Source organism: Salipaludibacillus keqinensis (assembly GCF_003226325.1).
GTDB lineage: Bacteria > Bacillota > Bacilli > Bacillales > Salisediminibacteriaceae > Salipaludibacillus > Salipaludibacillus keqinensis.
Window position 1 is genome coordinate 1008262 of sequence record NZ_PDOD01000001.1, and the last position, 17851, is coordinate 1026112.

Annotated in this window: 16 protein-coding genes and 1 pseudogene; 9 read left to right on the forward strand and 8 right to left on the reverse strand. The window is 34.6% G+C overall.

Annotated features, from left to right (window positions below; translation table 11 throughout):
• Positions 1-280: 280 nt before the first annotated feature.
• On the reverse strand, positions 281-514 hold the full coding sequence (locus CR194_RS05180) for a hypothetical protein (protein WP_110608547.1): 234 nt from the start codon (positions 512-514) through the stop codon (positions 281-283).
• A 215-nt stretch (positions 515-729) separates the two neighbouring features.
• On the opposite strand from CR194_RS05180, the gene CR194_RS05185 reads away from it, so the two are divergent.
• A complete protein-coding gene (locus tag CR194_RS05185; protein ID WP_110608548.1) occupies positions 730-1209 on the forward strand; it encodes a hypothetical protein in 480 nt (159 codons plus the stop codon).
• 514 nt (positions 1210-1723) lie between these two features.
• Here the strand turns inward: CR194_RS05185 and CR194_RS05190 are convergent.
• The 4 genes from CR194_RS05190 to CR194_RS05200 form a co-directional block, all read right to left on the reverse strand.
• Positions 1724-2149 carry a hypothetical protein gene (locus CR194_RS05190; protein WP_110608549.1) on the reverse strand — a complete coding sequence of 142 codons (426 nt, stop codon included), beginning with the start codon at positions 2147-2149 and terminating at the stop codon, positions 1724-1726.
• Positions 2106-2498, reverse strand: a complete 393-nt coding sequence (locus tag CR194_RS05195; protein WP_233254230.1) for a hypothetical protein — start codon at positions 2496-2498, stop codon at positions 2106-2108. The genes CR194_RS05190 and CR194_RS05195 overlap by 44 nt, the downstream gene beginning before the upstream one ends.
• Positions 2499-2733: 235 nt before the next feature.
• A complete protein-coding gene (locus CR194_RS20185; RefSeq protein WP_158282173.1) occupies positions 2734-2910 on the reverse strand; it encodes a hypothetical protein in 177 nt (58 codons plus the stop codon).
• A gap of 234 nt (positions 2911-3144) precedes the next feature.
• On the reverse strand, positions 3145-3846 hold the full coding sequence (locus CR194_RS05200; RefSeq protein ID WP_110608551.1) for a hypothetical protein: 702 nt from the start codon (positions 3844-3846) through the stop codon (positions 3145-3147).
• A 475-nt stretch (positions 3847-4321) separates the two neighbouring features.
• Between CR194_RS05200 and CR194_RS05205 the strand changes: the two genes are divergently transcribed.
• Both CR194_RS05205 and CR194_RS05210 read left to right on the forward strand, forming a co-directional pair.
• Entirely contained in the window at positions 4322-4819 is a 498-nt protein-coding gene (locus CR194_RS05205; RefSeq protein ID WP_110608552.1) for a hypothetical protein, read from the forward strand.
• A gap of 45 nt (positions 4820-4864) precedes the next feature.
• The gene (locus CR194_RS05210) at positions 4865-5473 is read left to right on the forward strand and encodes a hypothetical protein (protein WP_110608553.1); all 609 of its coding nucleotides are present in this window, start codon (positions 4865-4867) and stop codon (positions 5471-5473) included.
• Between the two features lie 635 nt (positions 5474-6108).
• Here CR194_RS05210 and CR194_RS20190 read toward each other — a convergent pair.
• Positions 6109-6270 (reverse strand): hypothetical protein, encoded by a 162-nt coding sequence (locus tag CR194_RS20190; protein ID WP_158282174.1) that lies wholly within the window; start codon positions 6268-6270, stop codon positions 6109-6111.
• A 559-nt stretch (positions 6271-6829) separates the two neighbouring features.
• Between CR194_RS20190 and CR194_RS05220 the strand changes: the two genes are divergently transcribed.
• Positions 6830-7468 carry a hypothetical protein gene (locus tag CR194_RS05220; protein WP_110608555.1) on the forward strand — a complete coding sequence of 213 codons (639 nt, stop codon included), beginning with the start codon at positions 6830-6832 and terminating at the stop codon, positions 7466-7468.
• Positions 7469-7541: 73 nt separating this feature from the next.
• On the opposite strand, the pseudogene CR194_RS05225 reads toward CR194_RS05220, so the two are convergent.
• Both CR194_RS05225 and CR194_RS05230 read right to left on the reverse strand, forming a co-directional pair.
• Positions 7542-7625 (reverse strand): annotated as a pseudogene (locus tag CR194_RS05225) (HAD family hydrolase); the annotation flags it as partial.
• A 1082-nt stretch (positions 7626-8707) separates the two neighbouring features.
• On the reverse strand, positions 8708-9595 hold the full coding sequence (locus tag CR194_RS05230) for a hypothetical protein (RefSeq protein ID WP_110608556.1): 888 nt from the start codon (positions 9593-9595) through the stop codon (positions 8708-8710).
• A gap of 214 nt (positions 9596-9809) precedes the next feature.
• Here CR194_RS05230 and CR194_RS05235 point away from each other — a divergent pair, with 214 nt between their 5' ends.
• From CR194_RS05235 to CR194_RS05255, 5 genes are all read left to right on the forward strand, one after another.
• Positions 9810-10520 (forward strand): hypothetical protein, encoded by a 711-nt coding sequence (locus CR194_RS05235; protein WP_110608557.1) that lies wholly within the window; start codon positions 9810-9812, stop codon positions 10518-10520.
• 448 nt (positions 10521-10968) lie between these two features.
• Positions 10969-11580, forward strand: coding sequence for a recombinase family protein (locus CR194_RS05240; protein WP_408640728.1), 612 nt, complete (start codon positions 10969-10971; stop codon positions 11578-11580).
• A complete protein-coding gene (locus CR194_RS05245; RefSeq protein WP_110608559.1) occupies positions 11574-13586 on the forward strand; it encodes a type I restriction-modification system subunit M in 2013 nt (670 codons plus the stop codon). Before CR194_RS05240 ends, CR194_RS05245 begins: the two co-directional genes overlap by 7 nt.
• The gene (locus CR194_RS05250; RefSeq protein ID WP_110608560.1) at positions 13583-14848 is read left to right on the forward strand and encodes a restriction endonuclease subunit S; all 1266 of its coding nucleotides are present in this window, start codon (positions 13583-13585) and stop codon (positions 14846-14848) included. The genes CR194_RS05245 and CR194_RS05250 overlap by 4 nt, the downstream gene beginning before the upstream one ends.
• Complete coding sequence (locus CR194_RS05255) at positions 14845-17847, forward strand: type I restriction endonuclease subunit R (RefSeq protein ID WP_110608561.1); 3003 nt, start codon at positions 14845-14847, stop codon at positions 17845-17847. Before CR194_RS05250 ends, CR194_RS05255 begins: the two co-directional genes overlap by 4 nt.
• The last annotated feature ends 4 nt before the right edge of the window (positions 17848-17851 follow it).

The following is a 17851-nucleotide window of genomic DNA, read 5'->3' on the forward strand; positions in this document are numbered from 1 at the left end:
GGAAATGGCTGGGTTTATACAAGATAGATTGGATTACTATAAACAAGAGAAAACAAATATAAAGTTTTTCGATTAAAGGTACTTCTTTTACGAACGGAGTAGCATTTCTTTAATAAGGAATGCTCTTTTCTTATCCAATTAAAAGGGAATAAATGTTAAGATTAAATTAAAAGTAATGGTTTGTTTATTTAAGTAAAGGAGAGAAGCCTTTAAATAGAGCTGTCAGACGACATTATCTTTTTTAATCCAGGTGATCGTATGTCGGGAACGTTCTAAGGGTTTAAAAGTAGCCGAATTTTTTCCGGTTTTCGTAATCTTTTACGTGTTCCTTTAAAAGAAAAATATTTCGCTTAATCTCTACTATGTTTCCTTCGTTTTGCTGAAAAGAATCACGAATTTCCGTTTCGGTTAATTGAGAAAACAGTTTCAATTCTTCCAATGTCACAGGACGATATTTCATATGAAAAACATTGAATACTATGCGCTCTAGTTTACGTTGACGATCTGTAAGCATTTTTTTCCCTCATGTAAATAAGTGTAATTGTTACTTATTATTATACTTAGTTTTCATCAGTATAGATCACAACAAAACCTAAATAAAGGAGAGACTCTTTAGAGACTCTATCAGAAATGGATATTGAAGCTTATGGTTTACTTATTGTAATCACTAGTATTATGGTTTTTGAAAAATTAATAATTCCTAATTATTTGAATTAGAAAAATGCAAAAATGACACATGAACAAAAATTAGAAATGCAGGAAAAACAATTTCAATTCGATCTGGTACAAACAGAGAAAAAGATTAATTTTGATGTTCAACTCCATTTAGAGCGAAAGATAAGAGAGGAAGTATTACCAACTCTATATAAGAAACTTGTAATTGCTAAGAGTTATGCCTTCAATAAAAAAAATATATCGATTGATGATATGACAAGAACTATGTTCTCACATTTATTAGATTCTAAAAATTATTGGAGCGAATATGAAATATTTTTTGAAAGCGATAAAAAATTAAAAAACCTTGTTAAAAAGATACTGCTTGATAATATCACTGATGTTTATGCAGAATGGAAAAAACCAAATGAAACTCGTAATTTTGAAGTTTTGGATTTTAAAAAAGAGACCAGTGAGAAATTTGAAGAGTTTTCGACATTGGTTCATAAAAGAATATTTGAACAATATAAAACAAAAGAGAAAAGCAGAGTTTGACTACATCCAAAGCCATAAACTGCTAAATCGTAAAAATGTATTTACAGAGTGATTTGATAAAAAATTGCGATTGGAAATTTTAAGTGCTGGTTTTAAATATGTGATTCATGCTTAGTGTGAATCATTTGTATTTTGTTGTTTATAATCGCCAATTACCTGTGTATTGAGAGGCAATTATAGTAACAAAGAAAATGATTATTATAATTCGAACTCTAATAAATTTACTAAAGTATACTTCGTGTAGAAATTGTGTGCTCTGCGAGGCTTGTCGAGTCTGCCGAACCATGCTTTCGCATGAAAGATCGAAAAAAGGCACAGCCAAAACTTTTATTCGTCTCCAACGAATTGAACCCAGGTTCAATACTCCTACCCCTCGCCGGTAGGCAGAAAGCAAAACGGGTTTGCTGTCACTACCAAGAGGGTCCGGATGGGTAGCAATATGTCAATTCCTTAAATTTCTTTCGCACTAGCTTCGGTCAAATATTTATGATTGAAATATACTTTTCATCACCACTTATTCAACAATAACAGATCTCACTCTATCCCCTAGTTCTATAGTTCGATTAGCTTTCACTCTAGATGTTTTTTGAGAATCATTAACTCTTAATGGGACACGTTCTCTAACAATCTCTGTTCTTCCACCCTTAGCAAATGGAGGAGTAGCTTCCGCAAGTACTCTACTAAGAGGAGAAGGAATATGAACTTCTCTTTCCTCATATTTTTCACAAACAGAAAATTTCTCGTACACTTCCGTTAGCTCTAATCTTTCTTTAATAAAATCGAGCGTTCCTAACACTTCTTCCGAATCAATATCGATTATCTCATCTCCAGGAACAAATATTTCTACTTCTTGCCCGAATGTTAACCCATTATTCAATCCGCCATTGATTACAATACTATCTTGTTCGAGAATCTTTATGACTTTGAATTCGTCTCGCATATTCTTCATCCCCTTTTCGTTCATCAATTAACTTCTTTCCGAAATCATAGGGAATACTTCTTCCTTTCTCTACGATCATAGAATACCTTTTACTTCTTCCTAAATCAGCATTTATAATATCCCTTAAATACTTCATCTCTTCCAAAAAAAACTCTAAATCATGATTAGTAAACTGAAACTTCGCATGTAAGTATTCTTCATATTCTCTAGTAATTTCTTCATTATCTTGAATAGCCTTTTCTTTGATTTGAATCAAAGCTTCTTTGTCTTTTAAGTCCTTACGAGATTGACGAAGCCTTAAAAATAAGTAGACTATTATCAAACCAGCAATAACAAGAACAAAACTCATAATTATCCAAATAAGAGACAACTCTGGATTAAAGAACCATAAGAATAAGGGGAATAATATAGAGGTTACTGCAAAAGCCCAAAACTTCATAAAATCGCCCCTGTCCTTCAATACTATATATCCTCTTCGTTGCGGAATAAGCCATTAATTTTTTTGTATTCATCTTCGGTCAACAATCGCTTCTCTTTTTCTACATAATGCTCATATCCCCAATTATACACATACTCGTTCTCATCTAATTCCTTATATTGATCAAGTTCTTCGTCTTTTTCGCCATTTCTTTGAATAGTCCGGAATATACAATCAACTGTTGAGATTGATAATAGACCATAAACACTTCAGGATCATGAAGATAATCACTGTCTTTTGCAGCATACTTCGCAATTTCTGCAGCTTCCTTTTCTTGATTCACAACATATAGAGTATAACAATGTCGGATTGGATCTCATTTATAATTACATTCTATCTTTTAAAATTGGATTTTTTTGAGAATCTTCTCCATTTATTATACCAATAAAAATACCTCTTTCATAACTCCAGTTTTATTCATGAAGATACTACCTTAAATAAATAGTATTTCAAAACGATGGTTTTTGGTAGGGTTAAGAAGAAGATGTAAATCTCCTTCTTTTTTATGGATATACTGTTATTTTAGATAAATAGACTTTGAATTTTCAATTTTTATGGTTTGTAAACTTTTATGAAGTTTTTCTAGATCATTTTTTAAGTCTTCTAAAACAAAGTAAGTTTCAGTTAGGTCAAGTATTTCAAAGCCATGAGAAGATAAAGGGAATGTATTTAACTTTTTCTTAATTGACTGAAGAGATAACAAATCAATTTCTACATTAGGTAAAGTTTCAATTTCTAATCTTAAACATTCTTTTTTTATTTTTATTCCAAGTGGTGTGATTTCATTAAAGGGTTCAAAAAAATCTTCATTGTGTAACTTAGAGATACTTTCTTTGTCTTCATTATTAGAAAAGAAAAATTTATTATATTCCTCTAATATAATATTATTATGGTTTGTTTTAATTTCACTTTCTTTTAGAAGATTGAAAAATTCATTTATGCTAAAAGAATCATGAGGATAAGGTATTTGGTTTAAGAAATTGTGCTTTATTTGCATTTGAATTTGCTTAAGCTTATTTAGATGCTCTTCAAATTCCAATATATAAAATAATCTTGTTTTATCTCTTTCTTGATAATATTTGATACTTTCTTCTTTTCTTCTAGAGTTATCAATTTTAAATATATAAAAAGTTAAAATAGCAATTACAATAGCAGTTATTGCTTGAATTAAAACAGAGAGACTGTCTATCCATTCTATTAAAATAAAATCTTCCAACATAATCTTTTGCTCCTTCTAGTCGATTTAACTTTAACTTTTTAGTAACTCATTCTATTATATACCAAATCTTATTTCCTATAATTTTCTATCGATTTATCCTTATTCTTATTGAATTGTTAAATAAAAGCATTATTTGTTCGAAAGTGTTGGTAAAAATGAGAACGTTCGTAAAGTTATTTTATACTTCTACGAATTAGAAACTAAAATAATTTTTATTGTAACTATTCGTTCGAGAAAGTGTACTTTTGTGAACGGTTATTTAAATAGGTTAATAATTTTACAATAGAAACCTTCTTAAATTAAATAAAAGATGCTCTATAAAATAATTGATCAAAACATTTAAATTCTGTCTAGAATAAAAGATATAAACTTTGTTAATTAGGAGTCGTGTATAATTAAAGATAGAGAGTTAATTACTGGATATTCCAATTGAATATTTAATCTACAAAGAACACTTATTTTTAGGAGTAGAAAAATGTATCGTACATATTTTAGTAGCAGCTCTGAGACCCGTCGTTGTTTTAGGCGTAAAAAAATCGCCTTAGAATTCATTTTTAAAGAAGATTATTATGAAGAATGCTGTTACAACTGCTTTAAACGAAAAGAGTTTTCCTATGTAGATGGAAAAGTACTTAAAGGAATGTGTAAAAGTGATATAGAAACTTTAGCACCAAGAAAAGATTTGTTCGTTTCTAAAGGAATATTTGAAAGGATGTTAGAAAATTTAAATACAAAAGAGCATTCTATTGATCTAACTCCATACAAGTTAAAAGACGTAGTAAAAGAGTTTATAGATGGAAAAGTAAGTTCGGAAAGATTTGAAGACTATAAGATAATGGAAACGGTTTTTAATCCAGATTATGTGTCTATGTTATCTAGAGTTTGGGTCATTGGAACAGTTGTGAAAATAACACAGTCATTCATTTTACTAAGAAATGTAACGTTACAACATTTACCTCTTGAAGATAGTTAAGTTTATAAATATCGTAAGCGCCAATATAGTTTGAAGTATACACACATGTATTTAAGCTTAAATAAGAAAACATACAACGAATTAATCGACAAGACTTTAAAATTAGGTGATATATTCTTTTCAAAAGGTAGTATTCAGAGGTATAAAAAAGATGAGTTTAGACTTGATGATTACGTTAAAGTGAATTATCAGTATAATATAACGAACTTAGAAGAGATTAAAATATTTGATCGATTTCTATCTCTGATGTTTAGTTTTCGTCCTGAAGACAAGTTGCCAACGGTAGGCTTTAAATCGTTTTTATTGGAGAGGGGGAAATCTAGCAATATAACCTTTCAGTACTATTCTAAAAATGAGAATGAATTTTATTATCTAAAAGGAAAATATCGTTACCCAATTTTAGATGGATATGTTATCTATAAATTAAATTATAATAAAGGGTGGATGAATCTTACTAAGTTATCTAAAAAGAAAATTCCTACTAATATCAATAAATATATTTATAGAGATAAAGATTCGGATGGTTTGGAGAAACATTGGAGACTAAATGTGTATAAATATGAGAACTTCTATCCAAGTATTTTTATTGAAAACATTTCTCACGTTTATTATGGAGAACATCTTTCAAACTTAGGGATTAAAAGCCCCTTTTAATAAATTAAATTGGTCAATCGAATATTAATTATAAATCTAAATTTAGTTTTCCTCATAATGAATATGGTATGAAACTGAATATCGAGCCCAACCATCACTGAAAAGAGAAATGATTCAAGTGAACGGAATTTCAGAATAAATAATTTTGTTAAGAAAGACCGGGCGAGATTGATTGAAAGATAAATCTAATAACTATATAACATACCAGCATTAGGCTATTTCTTCTTCTCTGAACTTTATAGGAGAAGTATAGCCTAATTTTTTGCTATGTATGTCGAGTAATTATCTTTCTAGCTCATCAGCCTGTATCAACTTTACTAAATCACTATAAAAGAAAACAAATACTAAAAGACTGTTTATATTGCATGGAAACAAACGTTGTAAATGATATTACAGTGTTGTTGATATCAAAATTACGTCGGAAAAGAAAAGAGATGAAAAAGTCTTATATCATTTAGGAAAGCAAAAGAAAAACAGTAGTTAGCATATATTATATACACATTATTTGAATACAGCCATCCTTAAGAGCCACGCAAGACAAAAAGGAGAGCAGGGGGGAGGACAAAATCCAGAGCACCATCCGGAAAAAAAAGAGCCACTTGGACGAACGTATCTGTCCAAGCAGCTGATATTTCTTATTCTTTCACAAAGGCAAGGTAGTACTCAATCACTTCCCGGTAAAGGAGATAGTCGCGACAGCCATGATACTCTTCATAAAGATCGTGGTGGAGGTCATGGTTGAACGGTTTTGGACTCCCGTTGGAAGTCCTCTCATCGAGTTGTTTTCGCAGGTCCACTACAATTTCCTCCAGTCTTTCTTTATAGAGAAGGGGTTTCTTGCTACTTTTATTATTTTCCGTTTTACTACTGCCAAGTCTGTAGTTGTAGTTGCTTTGAAATTAGATGATACGAATAAGATCACGTTTGATTTTCTAATAAAAAAAGGATAAATAGGTTTTGAAAAAACGTAAACGCATCCTGTATTTCTCTAGGAGAAATGACGGGATGCGTTTTTGTGTGATTGTATTGTTGTAGCATTGTAGTTGAAAAGTAGACTTACGATAGACCTAAGAAACTCATTAAGAAAATTATATTTATACACTATTTTTTGCTTTTTTTACTTGTTGATAATCCGTGTTTTTTACCTACTTCAATGGCTTTTTTTGCGAACTTTTGAGCTTCTTCTTTCGTCATGACAAGTCACCTACCCTCTCCGTTTAATGTTTATTTTCATTGTGTCCTAGATTTAAAGATTTTATACACAGTCCTCTCCCCTACGCCATTTAGATAAAACTAAGTCTTATACAGAGCGACAGTGTCTCTGGAATAAATTGATTAAAAGGAGGATGAAAGGCAATGGGGGAGGTAAGAGAAAAGAAGGAAAAAAAGGTACGATCTGATAAGAAAACAGAAATCAAGCCGACGATACCTTATGCGTTACGAGAAACGATCTATTCCACTTCTTACATTACAAACAAATCGGTGAAGGATGTTGCAGAAGCTATATGTAATTTCGGTCTCGATTCTAAAATAGTAATGGAGCATTTATCTAAACACTTCCGAAGGGATTATATGTGCGGAAAGGTGATGTATATTGGAAATCTGGACAAGCCTTCTTTACAAAAAGAAAAAGTAGAATGTGCCACGGGGTGGATCTCCATTCGTTTTCAAGGGTACAATTATGAAAAGATTAATCAATTATCTTTTGCACTTAATGTCACGACTTCCAAAGCCACGGCTTTACTTTTGGATTGGAGTATTCGTAACTCTAAGTTCATTGACCGATATTTAAGAACGTTCGTTCAAACAACTCTTGATCCAAGAAGAATGAGGGAATTAAAGAAAATCATGAAGTTTATTAATGACAACAATCCATATGAAGAACAAATCACTTGGGGTAGATTAATTCTCACTATATTTGAGGACTTAAAAGAAGAAACCGATGTCTTTACTCAAAACATTAGCAACTGGATAGATCGAAATAAAAAAGAGTAACGTCATAGGGTAATTAAAATAAAGTCTAATTAAAAAGTTCTGTATAGATATGCAGGACTATTTCTTGTTCATTTATTGTATTTACTATATCTATAGTGTCTTGGTTTATAGAAAAACAATGAGGGAAAGTATTATTCCAAAAATCTTGAATGTAATTGCTCATTCAAATTCCCCCTTCGCCGTATTTAGTCTTATTATAGCACTGACAGGAAAATAATCCCTAAAGGTTTTGATAGTGGGTTGTAGGTCGAAAATGCGAGAGCATTATCACCAGGCACTTCAGCTTTGGTGTACACCGAAAAGATCTCCCTGGATAAAAATGTGCAAGCATTTTGTCCAGTATTCCAGACCGGTGTGCGTACAGAGTTCTTTTCGTGTGTATACGACAAAGCAGCGATGCTTTGACGTAGTAGACGGACGATCTTGAACTTGGTTTTACCCGTAATGGAGAGACGACAACGATTTGTCGTCGCGTAATGCAGGGATGAAGTGAAACGAAAGACCGACTGTCGCAGTAAGGGGGACGTATGCTCTTTCCCCTACCGCATACCGAATCATACACCGTACACCGAGACATACCTACAAACACCGGTGCGACGGGCGGTACGGCGATCATCAGCAAATCCCGCGCCGAATATGCGGCATATTCCGACCCGCATAGAGCCCGCCGTTGTGGGATTCCGAGAATATGCCGACCCGACATCGACCGAAAAGGCGTATGACGGCATAGTAGGCCGTCCCAGGGCAACATTCGGCGCGGAAAACACCCTTTAGACAGGTAGACGGGTAGACAAACGAGCCGAACATGCCCCTCGGGATTCAGACCAGGGAGCTGCCAAAAAAGGGGGTAGGGGACGTTGTCGGCAGGTAAGCCAAAATTTGCTTTTCTTCCGTATTCTGGTTCTGCTAATTCACCATATTCTTTTATAAAAAATTGGATGGATGCAATGAATAAAGACAGTTAGTATATATCTGTATGCAAGAAAATTTATGTTTTTTAGAACCAACCGTATGGATCCGGATTTGAAAGCTCGCAGTATTTTGTGTGCTTCATCAATTCTTAATCTATGATGTCATCTAATTCCTGATGACAATACATAGCTAGAACAACTACTGAAAGAATATCATTACCGTGAACTTCGGCTTCGATATGTATTACTGTTGCATAAAGGAAAAGGAATTAAAACAAAACCAAAAAACACTTAGTATCCCAAGTGTTCTCCTTTTTAGCAGACTACATTAATAATCATCTCCGATTTTATACTTAACAAGATAGTCTTGTTCTAACATAATTTCTATGATGTCTTTCGTTTCTATTTTCACTTTTGGATGTACATAAGAAAATAGTTCATAAACTCCATATCTCAAAATATAAAGCGATTTTTGAATCAACCATCTTTTTACTTTTACTTCAATTACTTCATTGGGTAAGTATTCCAGATTGTCTTTCGTAATTCCGTAAAAACTATCCTCATATTCTACCTCAAATGTCCAGTATTTATAATAATTCAGGGGTTGCTTAAATTTAATAATATAATGTTCTTTGTTTTTATCTTTAACCCAATCACTCTCAATTGTAGTATCATTTAGGAATCGGGCTAAATCAAAAAGTATCTCAGGTCTATCTCTAGTATAGCCAGCATATGAAACTACATTTGGATGGCATAAAAATGCATTGATTTGAAAGTCTCCATAAAATTTATGTATTATACGATTACGATACTCTTCAGCATCGCTGAAAGAAAAACCATCAGTTTTCTCACTAATATCAAGTTTGTTACCTTTATATAAAATGTACTTATCCTTAATATTAATATGGAGTTCTTTTTTACTTAAATAATCCTTTAATGATGTTTCTTGTGATACTGCATCTTGTAAATTAATGATTCCTAGCCTTCTAATGGCTTTACAATTATCTAAACTGGTAGTGCTATGCAAACTTACAAGTTCAATATCCTTTTCTAACAAATGTTCGTCTTCGATTTCGAATGATTTTAAAAAATCCTCTACATCTGTACTTTCAAGATAAATGAAGTCTAAAATATTCTCTATATCTTCTTCATTTAAATTTAAAAACTCTAATAGTGATTTTAATGTACTATTATAATCCGTAATTTCAAATATCAAAATTAATCACCTCCAAATATGATTCTACTAAAAAGCAAAAGTTTTTTATACATAGAAATATCCAAAAGTAGCCCTCTATAATTTCGGTGGCGGTTGTTTAAAATAAGGATAGTTGATAGTTCCTTTTTTTGTTCCGCTAAAGAGGCAGGTTAGTGCAAAAAGATTTATTGTAAAATATAATAATATGTAACTCGAATAGAGGTGAAAGAAATAGATGAGGGAGATTATCTGTAGTACAGGTGAAGTTGTAGATGACTATGATGATTATTTAAAGACACGACACTGGAGAAGATTTAAAGAAAAATATGCAAAAAAATATGTAAAGCAATGTACCTGGTGTGATGAAAAAGAAAATATCCACCTTCATCATATGACATATGAACGACTTGGAAATGAAACCTTTAAGGACGTTATTCACCTTTGTAGAGCATGTCATTCTAAAGTACATAAATTAGAAAATGAAGATACTAATAGTTTAGGTGAATTTGTTATAAAAATTAATAAGTTAAAACCTGTAAAAGCCGACTGTGGGAATTGTTTTCATAATAAACGTAACAATGTCTGTTCTTATTATAAAATTTCAAATCCACAAAGAAAAAAATGTAAATTCTTTTATTTTTTAGATAGGTCTGTGCCAGAAGAAGATCAGATAAAGTGGGCAAGAAGAGCAACTCAAAAGCAAGAGCTAATTACTCTAAACAAAATAAGCGATTTAAGGAAAATAACTTTGAAAGATCTTAATAGTAAATTAAATGAAGAGCTAACACTGAAAATGTTACAGCAGACTTATGAAAAGAATCCCACTAAAATGTTGGATTTTAGTGAAGATGGTTTCACATTAAAAATTCTAACTTTTTATTTGACATTAAGTGTCAGAGTTATGTGGAAAAGTGGAGAGGTAGAGGAATTTGAAATAAAGAATTAAATTTAAAATTTTTTCTATTTTTATTTCTAACGCCAATCTCTAAAAAAATATTAAACGGGGCTTATGTTGAACAAGAGCTAATCACTTTACTGCGCAGTACAACGATACTATGCAATAGAAAAATGATATTCAACATCAGCGCTATTGTTGATCAACCTAAAAAGTCGTTCCTCGTTATAGGGACAGGCTTTTTGGGTTGAATACTCAGTAACTAAAATATTTCGATATGTTAGTTGTGCTATAGACTAAAAGGTGACGCTTACGTTTTAATTTGAAAAATCATAAGAAATTGGTATGACTTATAGTAAGAGATGCACAGTCCCAATAGAGTACACTCTATTGGGATCTTTTGCGTTTGTTGATTTCCAAGGGTTTTGAGTATCCCATTTACTTATTCCAAAACTAAGTGTAAAATTATAGTAAATATATCCTATATTGAGGTGGTATTTTGAAGTATGGCTATGCGCGTGTATCAAGTATGGGTCAAAATTTAGATCGTCAGCGCTCTTCTCTCAAAGAAGAGGGCTGCGAATTGATTTGCGAAGAAAAAATGAGTGGAGCAACGACTGATCGCCCAGTACTTCATGACTTACTAGATAAAGTGAGTGAAGGAGATATTGTTGTTGTACATAGTTTGGATCGAATTAGTCGGTCAACAATTGATTTACTGCAACTTGTTGATAGATTAAGAGGTAAAGGAGTCGCTTTGCGTTCTATTAAAGATTCCTGGTTTGATATGACCGACGAAAATCCATTTTCTGCGTTTTTATTAACAGTAATGTCAGGATTGTCCGAATATGAACGTAAAATGATCCGTATGAGACAGCAAGAAGGTATCAAACAAGCAAAGTTTAAAGGTAAGTTTAAGGGCCGTATAAAAAAATATACGGAGCAGCATCTTGGTATGAATCATGCGATTGAGCTTTATGAAAAAGGTGATAGGACCGTAAAAGAAATTTGTGCAATCACCAAAGTCAGTCGAAGTTCGTTCTACCGTGAACTAAAGAAAAGAGAAGAACAACAATACATTAGTGCGAAGAAGGAGAAAATGACATGGTGAACTTTCAAGATAAAGTAAATTTTTTATGGACAATTGCAGAAATCTTACGAGGTCCTTATAAGCCTGAGGACTATGGTAAAGTTATTTTACCTATGGCTGTTTTACGTCGCTTTGATAACGTTTTAGAGGATACGAAAGAGGACGTATTAAAAAGCTATGAACAATATAAGCATTTACCGGAAGAAGCAAGAGATGAAATCTTGAATCGCAAATCAAAACAGCGCTTTAACAATACTAGTAACTACGATTTTAAGAAGCTCCTCAATGATTCGGATAACATTGCTGAAAATCTTCGAGATTACATAAATGGTTTCTCAAAAGTGGCACGAGACATTATTGAGTATTTCGACTTTGATAAGCAAATTGAAAAGATGGATCGTAATGATCTCCTTTACCTCACGGTGAAACGTTTTGCGGATGTAGATCTTCACCCTGATGCTGTTTCGAATCTTCAAATGGGTTATATTTTCGAGGAATTGATCCGTCGTTATTCAGAACATGCTGAAGCAGGAGATCATTATACACCTAGAGAAGTGGTTCGCCTCATGGTTGGACTGATGTTCAACGATGCTGATGATATCTTAACGAAACCAGGTATTACACAGACCCTTTATGATGGCTGCGCCGGTACGGGGGGCATGGGATCAATCGCTCAAGAGTATTTAAAAGAGATGAACGATTCAGCTGAGTTAGAGTTTTTCGCTCAAGAAATTAACGAAGAATCGTTTGCGATGTGTAAGGCAGATACGCTTATTAAAGGCGAAGAAGCACAGAATATTCGCTTTGGAAATACGTTAACTCGCGATGCCTTCCCTACTGAAAAATTCGATTACCTCATTTCCAATCCACCGTATGGCGTGGAATGGAAACCTTCGGAAAAAGTGGTGCGCCAAGAACACGAGGATTTAGGAATGAACGGTCGGTTTGGTGCGGGTTTACCACGCATTGGTGATGGTCAACTATTGTTTTTGCAACATCTTGTTTCCAAAATGAAGCCCGTAAGTGATGAGAATCCGAAAGGCTCTCGATTGGCGATTATCATGAATGGCTCACCTTTGTTTACTGGGGATGCTGGTGGTGGAGAAAGTGAGATTCGTCGCTATATGATCGAAAACGATCTTGTAGAAGGCATTGTCGCCATGCCAACTAGTCTTTTCTATAATACGGGCATTTCCACCTATATTTGGATTTTAACCAACCATAAAGCTCCATGGCGTGAAGGCAAGATTCAGCTTGTCAATGCAGTGGACTTCTATAAAAAAATGCGTAAGAGCATGGGTGAAAAACGGCATGAGATTGCACCGGATCAAATCAATGAAATCATTCGCATTTATGGCGAGTATAAAGAAGCGGAGAACGTGAAAATCTTTGATAACGAAGACTTTGGCTACCAAAAAATCGTCGTCGAACGACCTTTGAAACTTAATTTCAAAGTTGATGATGAACGAATCAAACGATTGCATGACCAAAAAGCGTTCCAAAACCTTGCGAAGTCGAAGAAAAAGGGCGAAACAGGGCTAAAAGAGGAAGAGGAAGGTAGGAAAAAGCAACAAGCAATCATCGAAACGTTACAGAGGTTGAATGATGGAACATTGTATAAAAATCGCGAAACTTTCTTAGAGAAACTGCTAGTAACATTCAAAAACGCAGGAATCGATGTGAAGGCCCCATTACACAAAGCGATCCTTTCATCTCTGTCTGAAAAAGACGATAGTGCCGATGTGTGCATGAAGAATAAAAAAGGCGATGTTGAACCTGATCCAGACTTACGTGATACGGAAAACGTACCACTAAAAGAGAACATGCATGATTACTTTGAGCGAGAAGTATTTCCACATGTTCCAGACGCTTGGATAGATAAGGAGAAAACGAAAATAGGTTACGAGATTCCGTTTACACGACACTTCTACAAGTACGAAGAACTCCGACCGTCCGAAGAAATTAAGGCGGAAATTCAAGAACTCGAAGCAAGTATTTTAGAGAAGTTGAAGAAGGTGATGGTGTGAAGAAAGATATAGACCAATATTATTGGCTTACTGATATACCTGCATCGTGGAAAATAGTTAAATTAAAATATCTTTGCCATATTGCAACAGGTAATTTTGATACTCAAGATAAACTAGAAAATGGAAGGTATCCACTATTTGTTCGGTCGCAAAATATAGAAAAAATTGATAAATACTCTCATGATGGTGAAGCGGTAATGACCGCTGGTGATGGAGTCGGAGTTGGTAGAGTTTTTCATTACTACAATGGTAAATTTGCTGCTCATCAAAGACTATATGTATTTAAGGATTTTAAGAGAGAGGTCTTGGGAAAATATATTTATTATTCCGTAATGTCTAATTTGAAATTTGAAGTTTTGCAAGGGAATGCTAAGTCTACAGTGGATTCATTAAGATATCCTATGCTTGCGAATTTCCCTATTATACTTCCACATATCGATATTCAGATTAAAATGGTTAAGTTCCTCGACCAAAAAACCACTGAGATCGATGACTTGATTGCGGACAAAGAAAAACTAATCAAATTACTTGAAGAAAAGCGTCAAGCGGTCATTACGGAAGCGGTCACGAAAGGGCTAGATCCGAATGTGATGATGAAAGACTCTGGTGTGGAATGGATTGGTGAAATTCCTGAGCATTGGGAAGAAAAAAGAATTAAATACCTTTTCTTTGAATTAAATGATAGAAACTTTAATGAAGAAGCAAGTCTTTTATCTTTATTCACAAGTATTGGGGTTAGACCTAGAAAAGATATGGAGCAAAAAGGTAATAAATCACAAACTGTAATTAATTATAAGATAGTTAAAAAAGGAGATATAGTAGTAAATAAACTACTTGCTTGGATGGGATCAATAGGAATCTCTGAATTTGATGGTGTTACAAGTCCAGACTATGATGTTTATAGACCGCTAAATAAGAATTTGGTAAGTAAAAATTATTATCATTATTATTTTAGGAATTTTCATTTTAAAGGTGATTGTTACAAATATGGAAGAGGGATAATGTTAATGAGATGGAGAACATATTCAGATGACTTCAAGAAAATATTAGTAACTCTTCCACCGATCGAGGAACAAAAAAATATTGCTGCTTATCTAGATAAAATATGTAATGAGATTGATTTATTAATAGAAAATAATCTTAATACAATTACAAAACTCAAAGAATACCGCCAATCTCTCATCTACGAAGCGGTGACAGGTAAGATTGACGTTCGAGAAATGGTGGGTGAAACGGATAAGGAGGAGGTGTTACAATCATGAGTATCGACACGACGGAAAAAGGCTTTGAAGAGAACATTGAACAACAGTTGATGCAAGCAGGCTTTCAACAGCGGATTCTAACAGGTCCTTACCTTGCAACTTTTCAAAAGTGGGCCATCGATCAAGAAACGCTTTTTTCGTTTCTAGAAGCAACCCAACCAAAGTCGATGGAACGGTTAAGAAAGGCGTATAAGGATGAGGTTCAGTTCAAAGTGATGGATCGCATTGATAAAGAACTCAAACGTCGTGGAATGATCGATTGCTTGCGTCATGGTGTGAAAGACTATGGTGTAACATTGAAGCTTGCTTATAACAAGCCTCCGACAGACATGAACCGAACGCTCGTTGAAAAATACGAGCAGAATATTTTTACCGTCAGTCGCCAAGTGTATTACAGTGCTGGGAGCCACAAATCAATTGATATGATGCTTTCGATTAACGGATTACCATTAGTCGTCATGGAGTTGAAAAACCAATTGACAGGTCAAACTGTTGAACATTCAATGAACCAGTTTGAAAAAGATCGTGATCCAAATGAGTTGCTCTTTCAATTTAAGAAACGTGCGGTTGTCTTCTTTGGAGTTGATACAGATGAAGTTTATATGACGACACAGTTAAACAAGGGAAAGACGTTCTTCCTTCCGTTTAACCGGGGAAATGAAGGGGGAAAAGGCAATCCCATCGTTGAAGGCGATTACCGAACGTCGTACCTTTGGCAAGAAATTCTTCAACCCGATAGCTTAATCGACATTCTTTTTCGCTTTGTCTATATTCAAAAAGAAAGCATTCGTGACAGTAATGGCGACATTATTGACGAGAAAGAGATCGTCATTTTCCCTCGTTATCATCAGCTTGATGCGGTACGAAAAGTCGAAGCCGATGTGACGGAGCATCGATCAGGGAAGAATTATTTGATTCAACACTCAGCAGGGAGTGGCAAAACGAACAGCATTTCGTGGTTGTCCCATCGTTTGGCGAAACTTCATGACGCAGAAGAACAACCTGTTTTTGATAGCATTATTGTTATTACCGATCGACGTGTGTTAGACAAGCAGCTTCAAGATGCGATTTATCAATTGGAGCATAAGGCCGGAATGGTGGAGAAAATTGATGAAGACTCGAACCAATTAGCGAAAGCGATTCAGAATAAAACGAAAATCATCATCACGACGTTACAAAAATTCCCGTTTATCCTTGATAAAGTGAGTGAATTCAGTCGTGGAACGTATGGAATTATCATTGATGAAGCCCACAGTTCTCAAGGTGGAAAAGCTTCATCAGCCATGACTGCCCTTCTCTCTGATAAAACATTAGAAGAGGCCTATGAACAGAGCATGATCGAGGAAGGGGAAGCCACGGATGCAGAAGAACGCATGATCGAAGCGATTGCCAAAAGTGGCGATCAATCGAACATTTCCTTTTTCGCTTTTACGGCTACCCCGAAACCTAAGACTGTGGAACGCTTTGGCACACCGAAAGAAGATGGCTCGTATGAACCGTTTCATCTTTATTCCATGCGCCAAGCGATTGAAGAAGGCTTCATTCATGACGTCTTGAAAAACTATGTCACGTATAAAACGTTCTATAATATCGAAAAAAGCATCGATCACGACCCAGAAGTCGTAAAAAGTAAAGCTAGCAGACAGATTGCTCGCTACGTATCTCTTCATCCGCATAACATTTCACAGAAAGCGGAGATTATGGTGGAGCACTTCCGAAACGTCACACGGCATAAAATCAATGGAAGAGCCAAAGCAATGGTCGTTACAGGGAGTCGTCTTCATGCGGTACGATATAAACATGCTTTTGACAAATACCTAAAAGCAAAGGGATATTCTGATTTACGAACGCTTGTAGCTTTTTCCGGGACTGTCGAAGATAGTGGATTATCCCATACAGAAGCAGAAATGAATAAATTTAGTGAGAAAGAATTACCAGAGAAGTTTCATTCCGATGACTACCAAGTTCTCATCGTTGCAGAGAAGTACCAAACTGGTTTTGACGAGCCATTGCTGCATACGATGTACGTCGATAAGCCACTCGACGGGATTAAGGCTGTTCAGACCCTTTCACGATTAAATCGAACGTGTAAAGGCAAAGATGACACCTTTATTTTAGATTTTGTAAACGAGCCCGATACGATTCAAACAGCTTTCCAAACGTATTATGAGGTTACAGGTCTTAGTGAAACGACGAATCCAAACATTCTTTACGATGTGCAACATAAACTAGATGCTATGCAAGTGTATACGGAAGCTGAAGTGGATACCGTTGCCAACCTTGAATATAGTGATCAGCCGACGAAGAGCGCTCGTTATCAAGGGAGACTCAATGCGGCCATTGATCCTGGGGTCCAAAGGTTTACAAGAGAACTAGATGAAGAAGCACAAGAATATTTTAAATCATCAGCGATGAAGTTTGTCAGAACGTATGCTTTTGTCTTACAAATTGGGCCATTTTCTGATGTAGATCTTCATAAACGATTTATATATTTGAGTTCTCTATTAAAGAAACTCCCAAGAAAAGCTGAAGATCCTGTGTATCTCTCGGATGATGTTGCTTTAGAGTATTATCGTAACGAGAAAACGTTTGAAGGAAGCATTTCACTAAATGAAACGGGTGGGGAGTATCTCACACCAGGTCAACACGGAAGTGCTGGAGGAGGAGAAGAAGAAAAAGAGCGTCTATCCTCGATCATTGAGCGGATGAATGAACGCTTTGGAACGGAATTTACACAGACGGATAAATTATCAAGAGATCAGATTGTGGAAGATATGAAAGCTAATCAAGAGTTAGCACAAAAAGCCCAGAACAATACAAAAGACAACTTTAAATTTAGTTTTAATCGTACGTTTATGGACTTTGTCGTCAACAGAATGCAAAATAACGAGGAATTCTTCATGAAGATCCTTGAAGATGCCGAATTTAAAGAATATCTAATGGAAGATATGATCGATGAGGTCTATGACGGGTTAAGAGACCAGAATTCAGCAAACTAAAAAT

Excerpts from the sequence above, each read along its gene's own strand:
- CR194_RS05220 (WP_110608555.1), top strand. The coding sequence starts at position 6,830 with ATGGGGGAGGTAAGAGAAAAGAAGGAAAAAAAGGTACGATCTGATAAG.
- CR194_RS05180 (WP_110608547.1), bottom strand. The coding sequence starts at position 514 with ATGCTTACAGATCGTCAACGTAAACTAGAGCGCATAGTATTCAATGTT.
- CR194_RS05255 (WP_110608561.1), top strand. The coding sequence starts at position 14,845 with ATGAGTATCGACACGACGGAAAAAGGCTTTGAAGAGAACATTGAACAA.
- CR194_RS05185 (WP_110608548.1), top strand. The coding sequence starts at position 730 with ATGACACATGAACAAAAATTAGAAATGCAGGAAAAACAATTTCAATTC.
- CR194_RS05200 (WP_110608551.1), bottom strand. The coding sequence starts at position 3,846 with ATGTTGGAAGATTTTATTTTAATAGAATGGATAGACAGTCTCTCTGTT.
- CR194_RS05245 (WP_110608559.1), top strand. The coding sequence starts at position 11,574 with ATGGTGAACTTTCAAGATAAAGTAAATTTTTTATGGACAATTGCAGAA.
- CR194_RS05235 (WP_110608557.1), top strand. The coding sequence starts at position 9,810 with ATGAGGGAGATTATCTGTAGTACAGGTGAAGTTGTAGATGACTATGAT.
- CR194_RS05190 (WP_110608549.1), bottom strand. The coding sequence starts at position 2,149 with ATGCGAGACGAATTCAAAGTCATAAAGATTCTCGAACAAGATAGTATT.
- CR194_RS05205 (WP_110608552.1), top strand. The coding sequence starts at position 4,322 with ATGTATCGTACATATTTTAGTAGCAGCTCTGAGACCCGTCGTTGTTTT.
- CR194_RS05195 (WP_233254230.1), bottom strand. The coding sequence starts at position 2,498 with ATGAGTTTTGTTCTTGTTATTGCTGGTTTGATAATAGTCTACTTATTT.
- CR194_RS05210 (WP_110608553.1), top strand. The coding sequence starts at position 4,865 with ATGTATTTAAGCTTAAATAAGAAAACATACAACGAATTAATCGACAAG.